The sequence below is a fragment of the Oscillibacter sp. KLE 1728 genome (assembly GCF_934833455.1).
Taxonomy (GTDB): domain Bacteria; phylum Bacillota; class Clostridia; order Oscillospirales; family Oscillospiraceae; genus Oscillibacter; species Oscillibacter welbionis.
Window position 1 is genome coordinate 1 of the sequence record NZ_CAKVVF010000015.1, and the last position, 19,011, is coordinate 19,011.

The 19,011-nt window shown below is 58.0% G+C and carries 17 protein-coding genes; 15 read left to right on the forward strand and 2 right to left on the reverse strand.

Going from position 1 to position 19,011, the window contains the following annotated elements; all coding sequences use genetic code 11:
- From QVE23_RS02855 to nifU, 10 genes are all read left to right on the forward strand, one after another.
- Positions 1-1,308: asparagine synthetase B family protein (locus QVE23_RS02855; RefSeq protein WP_287967548.1), on the forward strand; the 1,308-nt coding region annotated here is incomplete at its 5' end.
- A 674-nt stretch (positions 1,309-1,982) separates the two neighbouring features.
- Positions 1,983-3,878 carry a polysaccharide biosynthesis protein gene (locus QVE23_RS02860; protein ID WP_287966533.1) on the forward strand — a complete coding sequence of 632 codons (1,896 nt, stop codon included), beginning with the start codon at positions 1,983-1,985 and terminating at the stop codon, positions 3,876-3,878.
- A 1,032-nt stretch (positions 3,879-4,910) separates the two neighbouring features.
- On the forward strand, positions 4,911-5,813 hold the full coding sequence (iolE, locus tag QVE23_RS02865; RefSeq protein ID WP_021748901.1) for a myo-inosose-2 dehydratase: 903 nt from the start codon (positions 4,911-4,913) through the stop codon (positions 5,811-5,813).
- A 191-nt stretch (positions 5,814-6,004) separates the two neighbouring features.
- Positions 6,005-6,808: a 5-deoxy-glucuronate isomerase gene (locus QVE23_RS02870; protein ID WP_287967550.1), complete on the forward strand. Its 804-nt coding sequence runs from the start codon at positions 6,005-6,007 to the stop codon at positions 6,806-6,808.
- 17 nt (positions 6,809-6,825) lie between these two features.
- Positions 6,826-8,754, forward strand: a complete 1,929-nt coding sequence (gene iolD / locus QVE23_RS02875; protein WP_287967551.1) for a 3D-(3,5/4)-trihydroxycyclohexane-1,2-dione acylhydrolase (decyclizing) — start codon at positions 6,826-6,828, stop codon at positions 8,752-8,754.
- 224 nt (positions 8,755-8,978) lie between these two features.
- The gene (locus QVE23_RS10900; protein ID WP_353733894.1) at positions 8,979-9,191 is read left to right on the forward strand and encodes a PF20097 family protein; all 213 of its coding nucleotides are present in this window, start codon (positions 8,979-8,981) and stop codon (positions 9,189-9,191) included.
- A 428-nt stretch (positions 9,192-9,619) separates the two neighbouring features.
- Entirely contained in the window at positions 9,620-10,657 is a 1,038-nt protein-coding gene (locus QVE23_RS02880; protein WP_021748895.1) for a Gfo/Idh/MocA family protein, read from the forward strand.
- A gap of 568 nt (positions 10,658-11,225) precedes the next feature.
- Positions 11,226-11,759: a M15 family metallopeptidase gene (locus tag QVE23_RS02885; protein ID WP_394802910.1), complete on the forward strand. Its 534-nt coding sequence runs from the start codon at positions 11,226-11,228 to the stop codon at positions 11,757-11,759.
- A gap of 126 nt (positions 11,760-11,885) precedes the next feature.
- Positions 11,886-13,073, forward strand: a complete 1,188-nt coding sequence (locus tag QVE23_RS02890; RefSeq protein ID WP_119310672.1) for a cysteine desulfurase family protein — start codon at positions 11,886-11,888, stop codon at positions 13,071-13,073.
- 15 nt (positions 13,074-13,088) lie between these two features.
- Positions 13,089-13,526, forward strand: coding sequence for a Fe-S cluster assembly scaffold protein NifU (gene nifU / locus QVE23_RS02895; protein ID WP_025543496.1), 438 nt, complete (start codon positions 13,089-13,091; stop codon positions 13,524-13,526).
- A 43-nt stretch (positions 13,527-13,569) separates the two neighbouring features.
- Here the strand turns inward: nifU and QVE23_RS02900 are convergent, their stop codons facing one another.
- Together QVE23_RS02900 and QVE23_RS02905 are read right to left on the reverse strand one after the other, a co-directional pair.
- Positions 13,570-13,974 carry a hypothetical protein gene (locus QVE23_RS02900; protein WP_021749380.1) on the reverse strand — a complete coding sequence of 135 codons (405 nt, stop codon included), beginning with the start codon at positions 13,972-13,974 and terminating at the stop codon, positions 13,570-13,572.
- A gap of 72 nt (positions 13,975-14,046) precedes the next feature.
- Positions 14,047-14,514 (reverse strand): metallophosphoesterase family protein, encoded by a 468-nt coding sequence (locus QVE23_RS02905; protein ID WP_287966531.1) that lies wholly within the window; start codon positions 14,512-14,514, stop codon positions 14,047-14,049.
- Between the two features lie 259 nt (positions 14,515-14,773).
- Between QVE23_RS02905 and QVE23_RS02910 the strand changes: the two genes are divergently transcribed.
- The 5 genes from QVE23_RS02910 to feoB all read left to right on the forward strand — a co-directional run bounded on the left by QVE23_RS02910 (position 14,774) and on the right by feoB (position 19,004).
- Positions 14,774-15,340, forward strand: coding sequence for a DUF3793 family protein (locus tag QVE23_RS02910; RefSeq protein ID WP_021749377.1), 567 nt, complete (start codon positions 14,774-14,776; stop codon positions 15,338-15,340).
- A 32-nt stretch (positions 15,341-15,372) separates the two neighbouring features.
- Positions 15,373-15,804 (forward strand): flavodoxin, encoded by a 432-nt coding sequence (locus tag QVE23_RS02915; RefSeq protein ID WP_021749376.1) that lies wholly within the window; start codon positions 15,373-15,375, stop codon positions 15,802-15,804.
- A 242-nt stretch (positions 15,805-16,046) separates the two neighbouring features.
- The gene (locus QVE23_RS02920) at positions 16,047-16,259 is read left to right on the forward strand and encodes a FeoA family protein (protein WP_025543494.1); all 213 of its coding nucleotides are present in this window, start codon (positions 16,047-16,049) and stop codon (positions 16,257-16,259) included.
- Between the two features lie 21 nt (positions 16,260-16,280).
- Positions 16,281-16,502 carry a FeoA family protein gene (locus tag QVE23_RS02925; protein WP_021749373.1) on the forward strand — a complete coding sequence of 74 codons (222 nt, stop codon included), beginning with the start codon at positions 16,281-16,283 and terminating at the stop codon, positions 16,500-16,502.
- 318 nt (positions 16,503-16,820) lie between these two features.
- On the forward strand, positions 16,821-19,004 hold the full coding sequence (gene feoB, locus QVE23_RS02930) for a ferrous iron transport protein B (RefSeq protein WP_021749371.1): 2,184 nt from the start codon (positions 16,821-16,823) through the stop codon (positions 19,002-19,004).
- The last annotated feature ends 7 nt before the right edge of the window (positions 19,005-19,011 follow it).

The window sequence follows — 19,011 nt, forward strand, 5'->3', positions numbered from 1 at the left end:
CCGGCTCACCGCATGACGATCGCGGCCGACGGCTCCATCAAGCGCCGCCGGTACTGGCAGGTCTACTACCGCCCCGACATATACCATACGGAGCAGTATTTCCATGATGAGCTGGAAGCACAGTTCCAGCGCTCCATCAAATACCATGTCCGAAGCGACGTGCCGGTGGGCGGATATGTCAGCGGCGGCGTGGACTCCTCCATCACTTCCGCCATGGCCCGGGACCTGTTGGGTGAGAGCTTCGTGGGCTTCACCGGAAAATATAACATCGGCCCGGATTATGACGAAAGCGCCTATGCCCGCGCCGTGGCCCGGGAAAAGGACTTCAAGCTCTATGAGCTGGACATCACGGCCCAGGATTTCATCGACAACATTGGAAACGTGATCTATGCGCTGGACGCCCCTGTTGCCGGCCCCGGCTCCTTCTCCCAGTATATGATCTCCCGGCTGGCGGCCCAGCACCGCAAGGTGGTCCTGGGCGGACAAGGCGGCGACGAGATCTTCGGCGGCTATACCCGGTATCTGGTGGCGTACTTCGAGCAGTGCATCAAGGGCGCCATTGAGGGGACGGCGCAAAAGGGCGCCTTCGTGGTCACCTACGAGTCCATCATCCCCAACCTCACCGCTCTTCGCAACTACAAGCCCATGCTCCGCAGCTTCTGGAGCAAGGGGCTGTTCGATGAGCCCAGCAAGCGCTACTTCCAGCTCATCAACCGTGCCCCCGGCATGGAGGACTGCGTCCACCGGGACTCCCTGCCCGCCTATGATCCCTATGACTCTTATGAACGGCTGTTCGTGGCGGAGAATGTGGATAAGCAGTCCTATCTGGACCGGATGACGCACTTTGACTTCAAGACGCTCCTGCCGGCCCTGCTTCAGGTGGAGGACCGCATGAGCATGGCCCACGGCCTGGAATCCCGGGTCCCGTTCCTGGACCGGGAACTGGTGGAATTCGCGGCCACCATTCCCGCCAGCATCAAGTTCAAAAACGGAACGATGAAGTATATTCTGCGCTCGGCCATGAGCCGGTATGTGCCGGAGCAGGTCATGAACCGCACGGACAAGATGGGCTTCCCGACGCCCTTTGCCGTATGGGCAAAAGGCGAGTGCCGAGATTTCATTTGCGATACACTTTCTACTACCAAGGCTCGCCAGCGAGAGTATGTGGATAATGCGAAAGTCATTTCCAAAATCAACGGTGAGGGTGCATTCTCTCGTAGCCTGTGGGGCTTCTTCTGCTTGGAATTGTGGCAGCAAATCTTTCATGACAAGGCCAACGAGTATAGGGAGCGATTAAATACAGTGTGAAGCTCTATATGAAATCCGATCGAGACAGATGGAGTAAAAATAGGACGGTGATCAGCAATGTGGTTTGTTCCTTATGTGATCACTACTCATAACATTAAACACAAATAGCATGCTAAAACGGAAACAAAGAAACAACGCCCGTAAGTAGTCAGCGGCAGGCGTCTGCATTTCATTTGGGTGCCAGACTATTTAGCTTATATTTTGCTGACTCTCTATGATTCGTGTAGAGGAAGTCCCGGGATGAACCTGCCATGTATGGGGAACGGCTTTAAAACGCAGACATGTCCTACTGTAGAAGGTTCCTTCTGCCTGCGTCGCTTCTGAAATTTCTCTGATAATTCCTCAATTTCGTTTTGTACTCCACAATTCAAAATTTTCTGGCCCCTGCGGGAGTGAAAAAACAATAATAAACAAAATTCTATATACGCAAAAATGGAAACAAAAGAGAGAATTGAGAAGACATCTGCTGTAATACACTGGGATAAAGAATGAAAAGCTGGAGGCGGAGTTCCGTCTCCAGCTTTTTTCTCTAGAAAATCAATCAGAAGTCAGGGACTAAGAAATAGTAACATTTTACGCTTCCCTTTTTGACAAAAAGACTGTATAATTTGTTATACGATCGTAACCCGATAGCCAGAAAAGATAGAAAATGTAGCAGCAGGAGAATATAATCGATGAATCATTTTCGAAAGCAGATACTGTTTGTTTGCGACAGCATTATTCTAATTGCGGTTTCTGCCTTTTTCTCATGGTTTTCATTGAGATATAATTTATCTGACGCAGTTGGACGCTCTTTCCAACTGTTGCAGAATTTTTTGCTGTTGTATGGGTGTACAGTCCTTTTCCAGTTTATTTTTCGCACCTATGATAGCTTGTGGAGATACGCAGAGAGCAAAGAATATCTCTCTTTGCTGATGGCCGCTTTCTGTGGAGTTTTTCTCTATGAGGTATTGAGTCGGCTTTTTCTGCAGAGTGTAATCTCATTCATGCTTTTGACCTGCGTAGCCAGTATGTGGGTTTTGGGAATGCTGATGATGCGATTTGCCTATCGAGTTTATCGGAGCCGAGTGCTCTTTTACAAAGGACGGCACCAGATTCCGGTAGCTATTGTCGGAGCTGGAGCAGCAGGCGTACAATTATTGGAGGAACTCCAAAGCAACCCTGACAGTCGATATAATGTGCAGTGCTTTTTCGATGATGATCCTGAGAAATTGAGGAAGCGCATCCATGGCGTAGAGGTGAAAGGGAGAATCGACCAAGTGCAAGATTCCCTTCGGACAATAGACATTCGTGAGATTATTGTAGCCATACCATCGGCCGATGAAGACCGGCGCCATGAGATCTTTCAAAAGATGTCTGGCTTGGAGGGAATCAAGGTTTCTGTTTTACCAAGCACATTAGACATGATTCATCGGAAGCCCATACATACTCAACTACGAGAGATCCGGATTGAGGATATTCTTGGCCGGGAACCGGTCTATCTGGATCCAACTCCGGTGGATGCGTATATTACCGGAGAAGTCATAATGGTTACCGGAGGCGGTGGATCGATTGGTTCGGAATTGTGTCGGCAGATTGTCAAACATGATCCTAAAGAACTGGTGATTGTGGATATTTATGAAAACGGAGCCTATGATATCCAGCAAGAACTGCTCTATCAATATGGAGGGCGTCTTAACTTAAAGGTAGAAATCGCATCGGTTCAGGATAAAGCACGGATGCGACAGATATTTGATGCATATCATCCAGATGTTGTATTCCATGCTGCTGCACATAAACACGTACCTCTTATGGAGAATAGTCCCCAGGAGGCCATTCGAAACAATGTGTTTGGAACACTGAACCTTGTACAGATTGCAGATGAGTTTCAGGTTAAAAAATTCCTTCTGATTTCCACAGATAAGGCGGTTAACCCCACTTCTGTAATGGGAGCCAGCAAGCGGCTTTGCGAGATGATTCTTCAGTCCATGAAGGGACACAGCGGCACAGATTTCATTGCAGTTCGATTTGGAAATGTGCTGGGTTCCAACGGTTCTGTAGTACCGCTCTTTCAACGGCAGATTGCGGCGGGGGGACCTGTAACCGTGACAGATAAGAGAATTATTCGCTACTTTATGACAATACAGGAGGCAGCACAGCTCGTTCTGCAGACAGGGGCTATGGCCCGAAAAAATGAGCTTTTTGTATTAAATATGGGACAGCCGGTTAAAATATTAGATTTGGCTGAGAATATGATTCGCCTCTCTGGGTATGTGCCTTATCGGGACATCGATATTATAGAGACGGGACTGCGGCCTGGTGAGAAACTTTATGAGGAACTCCTAATTGCCAGTCGGGATATTGAGCAGACAGAGAACAGCCAGATATTTATTGAGCGGCAACCGGCAATTACGCCTGGTGAGTTGAAAGAGAAGCTAGTAATTCTCCAGAATGCTTTAGAAAAGGACAACCCTTCCTGTATCCGGGAGGCGTTACATCGGGTTGTCCCGACATTTCATGAACCAGAGGAGGTCAACTGCAGACAGGGCGGTGAAGTGCGGATTCCTACTCAGCAGATGACTGGCATGTGATCTCGAGTGAAGACAGGGCGCCGCTTTATGAGAAAATACCAGTAGAATTTCGACCGCAGGTACTATCCTTTGCATTTTCGCCTTTTATAAGGCAGATTGATCGTAAAAACGCCCGAGATCCTGCTGGGGAAGAAAAAATAACTGCTCGATAATCTATATAAATAAGGTAAAATAGAATTTAGAAATAAAAAAGTAAAGAAATATGGTTTGCATTCTTTTTTGGAATGGTTTATTGTGATTCCATTCCAAAGGAGGATGCAAACCGTATCTCTTTTTAGGCCATTCTGACCAATAAAGTGTATCAGGGCTGTTGTCAAAATTTCATCAAGTCTTTACTGTGGGGAGAGGATCAGCAAGCGGGAAGGAATGCATTGACGGCTTTGATGTAAAGAAATTAAATTAATCGTAGGAAAACATTTGAAATAATCAATACGAATATCACTCTTTACAGGACAGGTGCTACTCAAAATATGGGGCATGATTGTGAGGCGCGCTTTGAAATATGGACTGAAGTAAGCGGTGCCTAAGGGATGTTGTTCTCTGCGATAAATGATGATCCTTGGCTTAAATAAGGCAAAAGACACCCTAATGAAAGAAGTTGTGGAATCAGATTAGGGATCTGACGCTGAATATGGAATGGAGACGTGATAAAATTTGCTGCCATCTCCCACACAATTTTAAAAGCGAATGGAAAAGCGAGTGGGGCCGGATTTCCGGCGGACAGAGTCTTTTGTGGACGAAACGAGGGAGAAATCGGGCACATCCGCTGCGGGGGTTGGAGACAGTACGGTTATATCTACGAAAAAGAGAGGAGCCGTTTGGCTAAAATAGAAAAAATGGCGGAGGCCCTGGAAAAGAAGTTGATTTTTCTCCCTAAAAATGATAGTTTGTAAGAGAGCACGCAGAGAGGCGTGTGATTGCTTTCCACATTTCTGTGAACGAACACAGAATGGAGAGAAGTGTGCAAAACATGCGGCCCGCTCTCACGGGACCGCTGGAAAAATTCTGAGGCTTCACAAGGGGGAAATTCCAATGTTTGATTCCAACCACGTATTCCTGGGCATTGCACCTATCGGCTGGTGCAACGACGATATGCCGGAGCTGGGCGGGGAGAACACCTTCCAGCAGACCGTCAGCGAGATGGCACTGGCGGGCTTCACCGGCTGCGAGATCGGCAACAAGTATCCCAAGGATCCTGCCGAGCTGAAGAAGGCCCTGGACCTGCGCGGCATGCGCATCGCCAGCCGCTGGTACTCATCCTTCCTCCTGACCCGCCCCTTTGAGGAGGAGGAGAAGGACTTCATCGCCAACCTGGACTTCCTGGCTGCTGTGGGCGCCAACCGCATCAACGTCAGCGAGCAGAGCTACTCCATCCAGGGCAAGATGGACGTACCCGTGCTCACCGGCGGCCACAAGCATGTGATGGACGACGCCGAGTGGAAGCTCCTGTGCGATGGCCTCAACAAGCTGGGCAAGATCGCTGCGGACCGGGGCTTCAAGCTGTGCTTCCACCACCACATGGGCACCGTGGTCCAGACCAGCGAGGAGACGGACCGCATGATGGCCAACACCGATCCCCGGTATGTGTTCCTGTGCTATGACACCGGCCACTTCACCTTCGCCGGCGAGGACCCCCTGGCTATGCTGAAGAAGTACGTGGACCGGGTGGGCCACGTCCACCTGAAGGATATGCGGCTGCCCGTGGTGGAAGAGGCCCGGAAGAATGACTGGTCCTTCCTGCAGGCCGTCCGCAATGGCGCCTTCACCGTCCCCGGTGACGGCGACGTGGACTTCGATCCTGTGTTCAAGGTGCTGGCGGATGCCGGCTACCAGGGCTGGCTGCTGGTGGAGGCGGAACAGGATCCTGCCAAGGCCAATCCGCTGGAGTATGCCATGAAGGCACGGAAGTACATCCGGGAGCATACGGGACTCTAATTCGAAGGGGGACTGCGCCCCCCCTCGACCGCCCCCCGCCCCAGTGACGTCGGTCACAGGGGACGCCGCCCAGGGCGGCTAAGTCAATGTATTTTCGGCAGGCGCATGTCCTGCCGAAAATGGTTGAAATGCATCGCGCCGCTGGCACGAATGGAATTTGAGCAACAATCTTTATTTAGGAGATGACTCCAATGGCCTATATGAACAAGAACGCCGAGCTGAAGAACGGGTACAATGCCTATATTGACTCCTCTGTGGACGACATGGGAACCCAGATGGACGTGGGCCTGCTGCTGATGGAGGCGGGGGATACCTACGTCTATGAGGATGCCAAAAAAGAGGCGGCAATCCTCCTGTTTTCCGGCTCTGTCACCTATGAGTGGGACGGGAAGAAGGTGGAGGCCGACCGCCCTGACTGCTTCCACCACGATGCCTACTGCCTGCTGGCCGGCTGCGGCACGAAGGTGACCATCACCGCCAAGGCCCACAGTGAGCTGTATATCCAGGCCACTGTCAACGAGACGCCCTATGAGGCCGTCATGTACACCCCGGACAAGGTCCAGGTGGAGCACAAGGGCTTTGGCGGCGAGCTGATGGGCTGCATGTCCCGGGAGATCAAGACCTTCTTCGACCTGGACAACGCCCCCTTCTCCAAGATGGTCCTGGGCGAGGTGCTGAATCTGCCCGGCAAGTGGAGCTCCTATCCGCCCCACCACCATCCCCAGCCGGAGGTGTACTTCTACCGCTTCGACTATCCCGACGGCTTCGGCGCGGGCTTTGCCAACGGCGAGATCTTCAAGACGCAGCACAATGGCTGCGCCGTCATCAACCATGGCTTCCACTCCCAGACCGCCGCGCCGGGCTATGCCATGTGCTACGCCTGGGGCATCCGGCACCTGGAGGGGGATCCCTGGGACAAGACCCGCATCGACGATCCGGAGCACGCTTGGCTGTGGAAGGCCGATGCCAACGACCACATCTATCCCAATCACTGACAGGAGGTAATCACCCCATGAAAACCGTTCGTTTGACCATGGCGCAGGCTTTGGTCCGTTTCCTTGAGAACCAGTATATCGAAGTGGACGGCGAACAGAGCCGCTTCGTCCGCGGTGTATTCATCATCCCCGGCCACGGCAACGTGGTGGGCCTGGGCCAGGCCCTGAGCCAGGAGGCCAAGCACCTGGAGATCTGGCACGGCCAGAATGAGCAGGGCATGGCCCAGGCAGCCGTGGCCTTCGCCAAGCAGATGAAGCGCAAGCAGATTTGCGTGGCCACCTCCTCCGTGGGCCCCGGCGCGGCCAACATGGTCACCGCCTGCGGCACCGCCACCGCCAACAACATCCCCCTGTTGGTGCTGCCCGGCGACGTGTACGCCTGCCGCCAGCCGGACCCCGTGCTCCAGCAGGTGGAGCAGACCAACAACCTCTCCATCTCCACCAACGACGCCTTCAAGGCCGTCTGCCGCTACTGGGACCGCATCGTCCGGCCGGAGCAGCTGATGAGCGCCATGATCTCCGCTTTCCGGGTGCTGACGGACCCCGCCAACACCGGCGCCGTCTGCATCGCCATGCCTCAGGACGTGGAGGGCGAGGCCTATGACTATCCCGAGAGCTTCTTCAAGAAGCGCGTCTGGCGTCTGGAGCGCCGTCCCGCCACCGAGGCCGCTCTGGCCGACGCGGCGGAGGTCATCAAGAAGGCCAAGCGGCCCATTCTGGTCTGCGGCGGCGGCGTCCGTTACTCTGAGGCCCACGAGGAGTTCCGGGCCTTCGCAGAGGCCACCGGCATCCCCTTCGGCGAAACCCAGGCCGGCAAGAGCGCCATCGAGTGGACCCACCCCCTGAACCTGGGCGGCCTGGGCGTCACCGGCTGCTCCGCCGCCAACGATATTGCCAAGAAGGCGGACGTGGTCATCGGCGTGGGCACCCGCTACACCGACTTCACCACCGCCTCCAAGTGGCTGTTCAAGGACACCTGCAAGTTCGTCAACATCAATGTGTCCGAGTTCCAGGCCCTGAAGATGGACGCCGTGCCCGTGGTGGCCGACGCCAAGGATGCCCTGCCCCGCCTGCTGGCGAAGCTGGAGGGCTACAAGGCTCCCTACACCACTGAAGTGTCCGCCGCCCGCGAGAAGTGGGCCAAGGAGCTGGAGCGCCTGGACCATATCACCTTTGAGGACAAGAAGAGCTGGAAACCTATCATCAACGACGCCAACGCCGACTCCGCCAAGCGGTTCGCCAAGGACCTGGACGCAGGCCTGTGCCAGACCACCGTGCTGGGCGCCATCAACGCCATGATGAGCGAGGGCGACGTGGCTATCGGCGCCGCCGGCTCCCTGCCCGGCGACATGCAGCGGATGTGGCGGCCCACCGGCATCGACTGCTATAACATGGAGTACGGCTACTCCACCATGGGCTATGAGATCGCCGGTGCCCTGGGCGTGAAGCTGGCCATTGGCGACAAGCGGGAAGTCTACGCCATGTGCGGCGACGGCAGCTTCAACATGCTCCACGGCGAGCTGGTCACCGCTGTTATGGAGCGCAAGAAGATCAACATCTGCCTGTTCGATAACGCCTCCTTCGGCTGCATCAACAACCTGCAGGTGGGCCACGGCAACGTGACGCTCTGCACGGAGCTGCGGTACCGCAGCAAGGACGGTCTGTTCGGTGACTTCCTGAACATCGATTACGCCAAGGTAGCGGAGGGCTACGGCTGCAAGAGCTACTCCATCCGCACCATGGAGGAGCTGGCGGCGGCCTTCGAGGACGCCAAGAAGGTGAAGGACCGCCCGGTGCTGTTTGACATCAAGGTGCTGCCCAAGACCATGACCGACGGCTACGGCTCCTGGTGGCGCGTGGGCGACACGGAGGTGTCCGAGCGGCCGGAGAACCTAGCGGCCTATCAGGATCACCTGGACCACGTGAGGGACGCCCGGAAGTATTGATCCTCTCAAGGGGGAGCTTGCTCCCCCTCGACCTCCCCTACCACCAGTGACATCGGTCACTGGTGAACGGCGCCCCAGGCGCCTGGGGCGGGGAATTTTCGGCAGGCGCATGTCCTGCCGAAAATGATTGAAAGATCTTCTTTCGCCGCTGGCGAAAGAACTGGGAAAACCCTTGGTTTTCCCAAGTCCCTTTTCTGCGGGTATCGAAAGAGGAGGAGATTCGTTTGAATTGTCCTTTTTGCGGCGCGGAAATGGGGAGCGGCGCTTTGCAAAGCAACTATGGAATCTATTGGCTGCCAAAGCCTCGGAAAGCCGGACCACCGGACTTGTCTAAGGATGCAGAGCATTTGAGCAGGCAGGATACCCCGCTCATTACGCCACCTTATATCCCAGCCTCCCGCTGTACCAAGTGCCGGAAGATTATTCTTGATTACTGAGCTGCCGCCCCGGTCGGCACGTCTATGACCGTCCGGGCCACGGTGCGGCGGGCGGTTGATAACCGCCCCTACAGGAAGATCTCCGGGCTTCCCCGAACTGCCAGGAGAGCGGCAGCGAAAAGCGGCGCAGGATGTATCCCTGACTTCCCCGGGCTGGTGGTTTCCCCAAGGGTAGCGCGTTTCCGTCCCTGACTGCCGCAAGGGACCGTCAACCATCCCCCGCCGGCGGCAGGAGGTCTGCGCCTGCGCAGACCGACCCGCCGAACATGTTTTCTTTTCCACCGGGCGCGGCGCATTTTCTTTTTGATGTCTCAAAAAGAAAATGGGGGGCGCATCTGCCAGACATCATCATAGCTGCCTTTCCCCGCTGAAACGGGCGGCCTTACAACTGCATATCCTCATTTTCAAATAAAGGAAGGTACACAATCATGGATAAGGTTCTGAAAATCGGCATCATCGGCTGCGGCGCCATCGGCAAGGATCACTGCCGCCGCATTATCGAGACGGTCCCCGGCGCCACGGTCGTGGCCGTCAGCGACTATGTGGCTGCTGCCGCCGACGAGACTGCCGCCAAGTACGGCATCAAGTCCTATGGCAACGACTGCGACGGCATGATCAAGGACCCTGAGGTGGAGGCCGTGGTCATCACCTCCATCGATCCTACCCATCACGACTACGTCATGAAGACTCTGGCAGAGGAGAAGTGGTGCTTCTGTGAGAAGCCCCTGAGCCAGAACGCCAAGGACTGCGAGGAGATCATCCGCCGGGAGCAGGAGATCGGCAAGCGGCTGGTGCAGGTGGGCTTCATGCGCCACTATGATCGGGGTTACGCTGAGATGAAGCGGATCATCGCCTCCGGCGAGCTGGGCAAGCCCCTCATCATCAAGGCCTGCCACCGCAACGTCTCCCAGGGCCCGGGCTTCAAGACGGAGAACGGTGTCACCAACGTCGCCATTCACGAGCTGGACATCTGCCGCTGGCTGCTGGATGACGAGTATGAGGACGTGCAGTGCGTGAAGGTCCGCCAGTCCTCCAACTCCGACAAGGGCTATGATAACCCCCAGGTGATGCTGATGCGCACCAAGAAGGGCTGCTTCATCGACGTGGAGGTCCAGGTGGCCGACGGCTACGGCTATGACATCCAGTGCGAGGTGGTCTGTGAGAACGGCACCGTCAAGCTGCCCGATCCCTACGCCGTGGTGTGCCGCTCCCGCCCCGCCGGCTGGGACAGCGTGAAGCCCGCCGAGTCCATGCCCATCATGACCGACTGGAAGGAGCGCTTCATCGAGGCTTATGACATTGAGTTCTGCAAGTGGGTGGAGTCCGTCCATGCCGGCAAGCTCACCGGCCCCTCCTCCTGGGACGGCTACGTGGCCTGCGTGGCTGGCGACGCTCTGAACGCCTCCCGCGGAACCTCTCAGTTCCTGAAGGTGGAGACCATGGAAAAGCCGGAAATGTACAAGTAATCTGCAAAATCAAGCGCAAAAAGGCCGCCCTCCCGGGCGGCCTTTTTGCGGGGATCCCCTGGGAAGCGTGAAGGGTCGAGAGTTGAGAACGAAGAGCGCTGCTGTTTGGATAGAAGCTGCCTCTTCGTATCTCTGATTTCCACCCCTCACGTTTTCCTCTGTTGGAGGGCTTGTTTCTTTTTGTTTCCAATCGTTCACAAAATCTCCCTTGTTTTCGCGGTCGGAAGGCTGTACCATAAAAACAGAACAAAGAAGATCAGACGGCCGTCCGCGGCCGGAAAGGAACGATATGAACATACGAAAGAAAATCCTGACTCGCTGCGGCGCCCTGCTGACGGCGGTTCTGGTGCTGGCCCCAACCGCCCTGGCGGCGGAGGCTGAGATACCGTACATCCCCCAGACTGTCCCGGCGGCCCAGCTTGCTCCGGCAGACCAGAGGGGGCAGGAGGACTGGCAGCTGCTGCTGGTGAACCCTTGGCACACGGTGCCGGAGGGATATGAGATCAAGCTGGCCACGTTATCCAATGGACTCCAGGTGGACGAACGGATCTATGATGATCTGGATGACATGCTCTCCGACTGCCGGGAGGCGGGCCTGAACCCCATCGTCTGCTCCGCTTACCGGACGGAGGCCACCCAGACCCGGCTGTACCGGAACAAGGTGGCGCGGGTCCGGGCCTCCGGTGTGCCGGAGGACCGGGTGGAGGCGGAGGCCGCCCGGTGGGTGGCCAAGCCCGGCACCAGCGAGCACCAGACCGGCCTGGCTCTGGACATTGTAGCCGCCGGCTATCAGATCCTGGACGAGGAACAGGAGGACACGGCGGAGCAGAAGTGGCTGATGGAGAACAGCTGGAAGTACGGCTTCATCCTCCGTTATCCTTCGGAGAAGAGCGACATCACAGGCATCGGGTACGAGCCCTGGCACTACCGTTACGTGGGCAAGGCGGCGGCAGCGGACATCTACCGCACCGGCGTCTGCCTGGAGGAGTATCTGAGCCAGGAGGGGCCGGAGGCGGAGCTGGCGCCTGCGCAGACAATCCGGCAGGCGGCCCCGGCATCCGGCTCTATGGAGACCGCGCCGCAGGGGGCGGCGGCCATCTGAAACTGCATCCACATACACGGCGGGGAAACCCGCCGTGTATATTTTCCCTGAATTCCTACTTGACAAATAGGATTTTTTGTGAGATAACTATACCATAGTAATTAACTGGGAAAAGGAGTGAACCAGATGAAGATTTACGCGGACAACGCGGCCACCACTCGGGTGAGCGACACGGCGCTGGCGGCCATGACGCCCTGCTTTCAGGAGATCTACGGCAATCCTTCCAGCCTTCATACGCCGGGACAGCGGGCGGCGGAGAAGCTGGCGGCCGCCCGGGCGATCTTTGCACGGAACCTGCATGCGGATCCCCGGGAGATCACCTTCACCTCCGGCGGCAGCGAGGCGGACAACCAGGCCCTCCGTACCGCGGCGGCCTTGGGGGAGAAGCGGGGCAAACGTCATATCGTCTCAACGAAATTCGAGCACCATGCCGTGCTCCATACCCTCCAGGCCCTGGAGCGGGAGGGCTTTGAAGTAACCCTGCTGGACATTCCGCCGGACGGCGTGGTGACGGCGGAGCAGGTCCGGGATGCCATCCGGCCGGACACTTGTCTGGTGAGCGTCATGTTTGCCAACAACGAGATCGGCACCATCCAGCCCATTGCCGAGATCGGCGCCGTCTGCCGCCAGGCGGGGGTCCTGTTTCACACGGACGCGGTCCAGGCGGCAGGCCACCTGCCCATCGATGTGGAGGCGATGCAGGTGGACCTGCTGTCCCTCTCCGCCCATAAGTTCCATGGGCCCAAGGGCGTGGGAGTGCTGTACGCCCGGCGCAGTATTCCTCTGGCTACGCTGATCCATGGCGGTGCCCAGGAGCGGGGGAAGCGGGGCGGCACGGAGGACATCCCCGGCATCTGCGGCGCTGCGGCCGCCTTTGACGAGGCCTGTGCCACCATAGAACAGAACGCCGCCTACCTCACGCCTCTGCGGGACAGGCTGATCGCCGGCCTTACCGCCATCCCCCACACCGCGCTGAACGGCGATTCGGCCCGGCGGCTGCCGGGGAATGTGAACGTGTGCTTCGAGGGGATCGAAGGGGAGTCCCTGCTGTTGCTGCTGGATGAAAAGGGCATCGCCGCCTCCTCCGGCAGCGCCTGTACCTCCGGCTCCCTGGACCCCAGCCACGTGCTGCTGGCCCTGGGGCGGCCCCACGAGGTGGCTCACGGCTCCCTCCGGCTGAGCCTGAGCCATGAGAACCGGCCGGAGGAGATCGACTATATCTTGGAGGTCCTGCCGGGGATCGTGTCCTATCTGCGGGGCATGTCCCCTGTGTGGGACGAGCTGGAGACCGGCCTGCGGCCGCATCTGATCTGAAAGGAGACAATGACTATGGCATTATATAGTGATAAAGTGATGGACCACTTCCAGCATCCCCGGAACGTGGGGAAGCTGCCCGACGCCGACGGCGTGGGCGAGGTGGGCAACGCCAAGTGCGGGGATATCATGCGGATGTATATCCAGGTGGACCCGGAGACCCAAGTGATTACCGATGTAAAGTTCAACACCTTCGGCTGCGGCAGTGCCATCGCCACCAGCTCTATGGCTACGGAGATGATCAAGGGCAAGCCTGTTTCCGAGGCCCTGCAGCTCACCAACCGGGCAGTGGTGGAGGCTCTGGACGGCCTTCCGGCCCATAAGCTCCACTGCTCTGTCCTTGCGGAAGAGGCGGTGCGGGCTGCTATCCGGGATTACTACGACCGGAACAGCATCCCCTACGGAGAGGAACTGCGGGCTTGCGAAGGACATTGTGATACCTGCGGACATTGAGAAAACGCCCCGGAGCAATGCTCCGGGGCGTTGTTTCTCCCAATCAAAAATCATCGTCCCCGTCTAGCTCGTCCTCGTACGGGTAGCAGTCCGCGAACATCTTCTCAAACCGGCGCTGATTCTTCCGGTCGTTGGGCGTCATCCGATTCAAATTCTTCAGGAAGGACAAAATCATACCGAAGAGATATCCAAAGGTGCCGGGAGCAGCGGTGAGCCAGATCATCAGCGCGGAAATCACGGCCACGCCCAGAAAGCCGATCACCGTGCGCCAGGCGATCCGGCGGAGCGCCAGCGCCAGATCAAAGGCCGGGACCTGGTGCTTCCGACGTCTGGCCAGGGAGATGGAGGAGCAAAGTGCCACCAGGGCCTGAACGCCGAAGATGCTCATGATAAGAAAACCGGCGACAGCCGCGCACAGAAAATGGAGGGCGATTGAGGCGATATCCATGCAGGGTTCTCCTCCCATGTCCAACTGAGTACGATCATTATACAGGAAAACCGCCGGTTTGACAAGGGGTGTTCACGCGAGCCACCATGTCCGGCCGTCCAACTGTCCGTCCTGGATGGTCACTACGCCATAGGAGGGGCGGGTGGGGGCACCGATGCTGCCGGGATTCAGGAACAGTGTCCGGCCCCGCCGGTCCACCAGGGGGCTGTGGGTGTGGCCGAAGAGGAAGAGGTCCAGCTGTTGTTCCTCCGCGGCAAACCCCGCGGTAACCAGGGACTGCTTCACCCCGTAGGTGTGGCCGTGGCACAGGAGAATACGCTTGCCCCGCAGCTCCAGCAGCCGTTCCGCCGGCTCTGTGGGACGGAAGTCACAGTTGCCCGGAACCTGTTCCAGGGGGATGGAGGGAAACCTGTCGTGGAGCCGTTCCCCGTCCCGCCAGCAGTCCCCCAGATGCAGAATCAGGTCCGGGGAGGTCTGCTCCACGGCCTGCTCCATGGGACTGACGGCGCCATGGGAATCCGAGAGTACCAGAATCTTCATAGGCATTTCCTTTCCGGAGAGGTCTTTTGGTTCAGTATAGAGGACGGCGGCAGATTTTGCAAATTTTTTGCGTGGATCCCCGGCGCGCTTTCCCGGATGCGGAAAAAATTGAAAAAGGGGCTTGACAGAGCAGAGCGGCTATGGTATATTCTACCTGTGGTTAGTTAAAACTAACTAACGGCGCGGGCCGGGAGCGGCCCATACTTTCAACGCCGGGGTTTGCTAAAACTAACTTCGGCGGCAGGAACGGAGGGCAGTCATGGAACGGAGCTTTGAAGCGGTGCTGGTGGAACAATGTGCCACCACGCTGGCGGGTGTGAAGCCGGCCAGCCTGTTCCGGTATCAGGGCGCTGACAAGCGGCAGCCCCGGGAGGCCGCGGCCCGCTGGGCCAAAGAGCTGGCCCCTTACGGCATCACCATCCGGGTCCTGAAATACTGTCCGCAGACGGGTGCTTGTCTGATCTACCTGTACCGGGCCGGATGGCTTCGGTCGATCCTCTCGGAGCCATCCACCCGCGCCTTTCTGGCGGGACAGGGGTATGGGGCGGATCAGAGCTGTCAGGAGCTGCTGAGGCAGCTTTCCAGGCGGCTGTGCCTGGAGCGGGAATTCCCCCATGAGATCGGCGTCTTTCTGGGCTACCCCCTGGAGGATGTGGTGGGCTTCATCCGGAACCGGGGCAGGAACTACACCTGCTGCGGATACTGGAAGGCCTACGGCGACCCGGAGGCGGCACAAAAGCGTTTCGATCAATACCGCCGCTGCACTGCCGCCTGCTGTGAGCAGTTCCGGAAGGGCACGGCCATCACGCAGCTGATCGCAGCGTGAGCTCCAACACAAGCTGGAAAGGAAGCAATGCTATGAACAAATTAGCCATCGTATACTGGAGCGGTACCGGCAACACGGAGACCATGGCCAACTGCATCGCAGACGGCGCCAGGGAGTCCGGTGCGGAGGTCGCCATGCTGTCCCCTGGGGAGTTCTCTGCCACCCGGTTTTCTGAATTTGGTGTCGTGGCCTTCGGCTGCCCCGCCATGGGCGCCGAGCAGCTGGAGGAGGACGAAGTGGAGCCCATGTTCGCCGGATTGGAGGGCTCTCTGGGCGGAAAGAAGATCGCCCTGTTCGGCTCCTACGGCTGGGGCGACGGCCAATGGATGCGGGAGTGGTGCAGCCGCTGCGAGGCGGCGGGCGCTAACCTGTATGACGAAGCGGGCCTGATCGCCAATGATTCTCCCAATGAAGAGGCCCGAGAGGCCTGCCGGGAGTTGGGCCGCAAGCTGGCGGCCTGGTAACATTTGCTCATCAAAGATCTTTCTTTGATACTTATCTCCTTTTTTCCCCTCAACATGGCCCTCGCGCGGTGTGCCTGCCGCGCGGGGGCCGACTCCTTTTTTACGGCTTTCAAATTTTTCCGAAAAAGGGCTTGACAGCCATGGTTAGCCATGGTAAACTACAAAACCGAAAGAAGGTTAGCAAAAGCTAACCACAGAACAGATCCAAGTGGAAGAAGTGTCTTGCAGAGGAGGGAGGTTTTATGATGCCTCTGACAATGGCCCGGCCGGGAGAGACTGTTACGATCCGCAAGATCACCGGCAGGGATGAGGTCCGGCAGCATCTGGCGGAGCTGGGATTCGTGGTGAACAGTGATGTCACGGTGGTCAGCCAGCTGGCCGGCAATCTGATCCTGCAGGTGAAGGACAGCCGGGTGGCATTGGACAAGACCATGGCGAACCGGATCATGATTTGAGAGCAGAGTAGGAGGAAGAATATGAAGAGCCTGAAAGATGTCAAGGTGGGGGAGACCGCCACAGTGGTCAAACTCCACGGAGAGGGCGCTACCAAGCGCCGGATCATGGATATGGGCATTACCAAGGGCGTGGAGATCCACGTCCGCAAGGTTGCGCCTCTGGGCGATCCGATGGAGCTGAATGTGCGGGGCTATGAGCTCAGTGTGCGGAAGGCCGACGCGGAGAAGATCGAGGTCTCTTAAAGAGGGGACTGCGTCCCCCTTTACGCTCCGGCAGACCTGCGGTCTGCCTCCACTATTCCCCCACACCAGTGACGTTGGTCACTGGTGTGTGCGCCCCAGGGACGCACGGGTCGGGGGATTTTCGGCAGGTACACGCCCTGCCGAAAATGATTTCATTTTGTTCTTTCGCCACTGGCGAAAGAACCTGGGAAGCCGGAGGTTTCCCCTGGCCCCCCTTTCCCGGATGATGCGGGGACGGTGGAAATATCAATGGCGGCTGTTGCCGCTGTTTTTCAGGATGAAAGTTAGCCTAAACTAACACTTTGGAAGGAGAGAACGATGGACATGAAGATCGCACTGGCCGGCAATCCGAACTGCGGCAAGACTACGCTGTTCAACGACTTGACCGGCTCCAACCAGTACGTGGGCAACTGGCCCGGCGTCACAGTGGAAAAGAAGGAGGGCCGGCTGAAGGGACGCAAGGATATCGTCATCCAGGACCTGCCCGGCATTTACTCCCTGTCCCCCTATACACTGGAGGAAGTGGTGGCCCGGAACTATCTGGTGAAGGAGAAGCCCGACGCCATTTTGAACATCGTGGACGGCACCAATATCGAGCGGAACCTGTACCTGACCACCCAGCTGATCGAACTGGGCCTGCCCGTGGTGGTGGCGGTGAACATGATGGACCTGGTCCGCAGAAACGGCGACCAGATCGACGCCAGGAAGCTGAGTGACGCCCTGGGCTGCCAGGTGGTGGAGATCAGCGCCCTGAAGGGCGAGGGCGGCGTGGAGGCTGCGGAGCTGGCTGCCAAGATGGCCCAGCAGAAGCGCGCCGCTGAACTGCCCCACGTGTTCACGGGCAGCGTGGAGCACGCCATCGCCCACATCGAGGAGTCCATCCAGGGTATGGTGGACGACCGATATCTCCGCTGGTACGCGGTGAAGGTCTTTGAGCGGGATGAGAAGGTCCTGGCGGACCTGAACCTGAGCACAGACCTCCGGGCCCACCTGGAGGACCACATCGTGGACTGCGAGAAGGAGCTGGATGACGACGCGGAGAGCATCATCACCAACCAGCGGTATGCGTACATCAACGATCTGGTGACGAAGGCCGTCAAGAAGAAGGGCGAGAAACATCGCCTCTCCACCTCCGACAAGATCGACCAGATCGTCACCAACCGGATCCTGGCCCTGCCCATCTTCGCCGTGGTGATGTTCGCGGTGTATTGGATCGCCATGGGTCCCTTCGGCACCTTCCTGACGGACTGGACCAACGATGTGCTGGGCACTGCCTGGCTGGTGGAGATCCCCCGTGCCGCCCTGGAGGGCTGGGGCGTCAACGAAGTGGTCGTGGGCCTGATCTGCGACGGCGCCCTGGCCGGTGTCGGCGCGGTGCTGGGCTTCGTGCCCCAGATGCTGGTGCTGTTCCTGATGCTGGCCATTCTGGAGGACATCGGCTACATGGCGCGAATCGCCTTCATCATGGACCGGATCTTCCGGAAGTTCGGCCTCTCCGGCAAGAGCTTCATCCCCATGCTGGTGGGCACCGGCTGCGGTGTCCCCGGCGTCATGGCCTCTCGGACCATTGAGAACGAGCGGGACCGCCGCATGACGGTCATGACCACCTGCTTCATCCCCTGCGGCGCTAAGATGCCCATCATCGGCCTGATCGCCGGCGCCCTGTTCGGTGGCTCCGGCCTGGTGGCCGCATCCGCTTACTTCATCGGTGTGGCGGCCATCGTCATCTCCGGTATCATCCTGAAAAAGACCAAGATGTTCGCCGGCGACCCGGCGCCCTTCGTCATGGAGCTGCCTGCTTACCACATCCCCTCCGTGGGCAACGTACTGCGGGCCACCTGGGAGCGGGGCTGGTCCTTCATCAAGCGGGCCGGCACGGTGATCCTGGCCTCCTCTATCATCCTGTGGTTCCTCCAGGGCTTCGGTTGGGAGAACGGCGCCTTCGGCCTGGTGGAGGACATGAATAACTCCGTCTTGGCCGCTATCGGCAGTGCCGTGGCCTTCATTTTCGCGCCCCTGGGCTTCGGCAACTGGCGGGCCACTGTGGCCGTGGTCACGGGCCTGATCGCCAAGGAGAACGTAGTGGCCACCTTCGGCGTGCTGTACAACTTCGCTGGGGAGCTCAGTGAGAACGGCGACGAGATTTGGGCTCTGGTGGCACAGGACTACACCGCCATTTCCGCCTACTCCTTTATGATCTTCAACCTGCTGTGCGCCCCCTGTTTCGCGGCCATGGGCGCCATCAAGCGGGAGATGAACAACGCCAAGTGGACCGCCTTTGCCATCGGCTATATGTGCGTGTTCGCCTATGTGGTCTCCCTGATTGTCTATCAGATCGGCGGCCTCATCACCGGCGAGGTCTCCTTCGGCATCGGCACTGTGGTGGCCGTGGTCCTGGTTGTGGGCATTGTGTACCTGCTGTTCCGTAAGAACAAGTACGAGGACGAGCGGCTGACCATCCGCTCGGTGGATGCCGCCGGACGCCGCGCCGCCCTGAAATAAGAAAGGA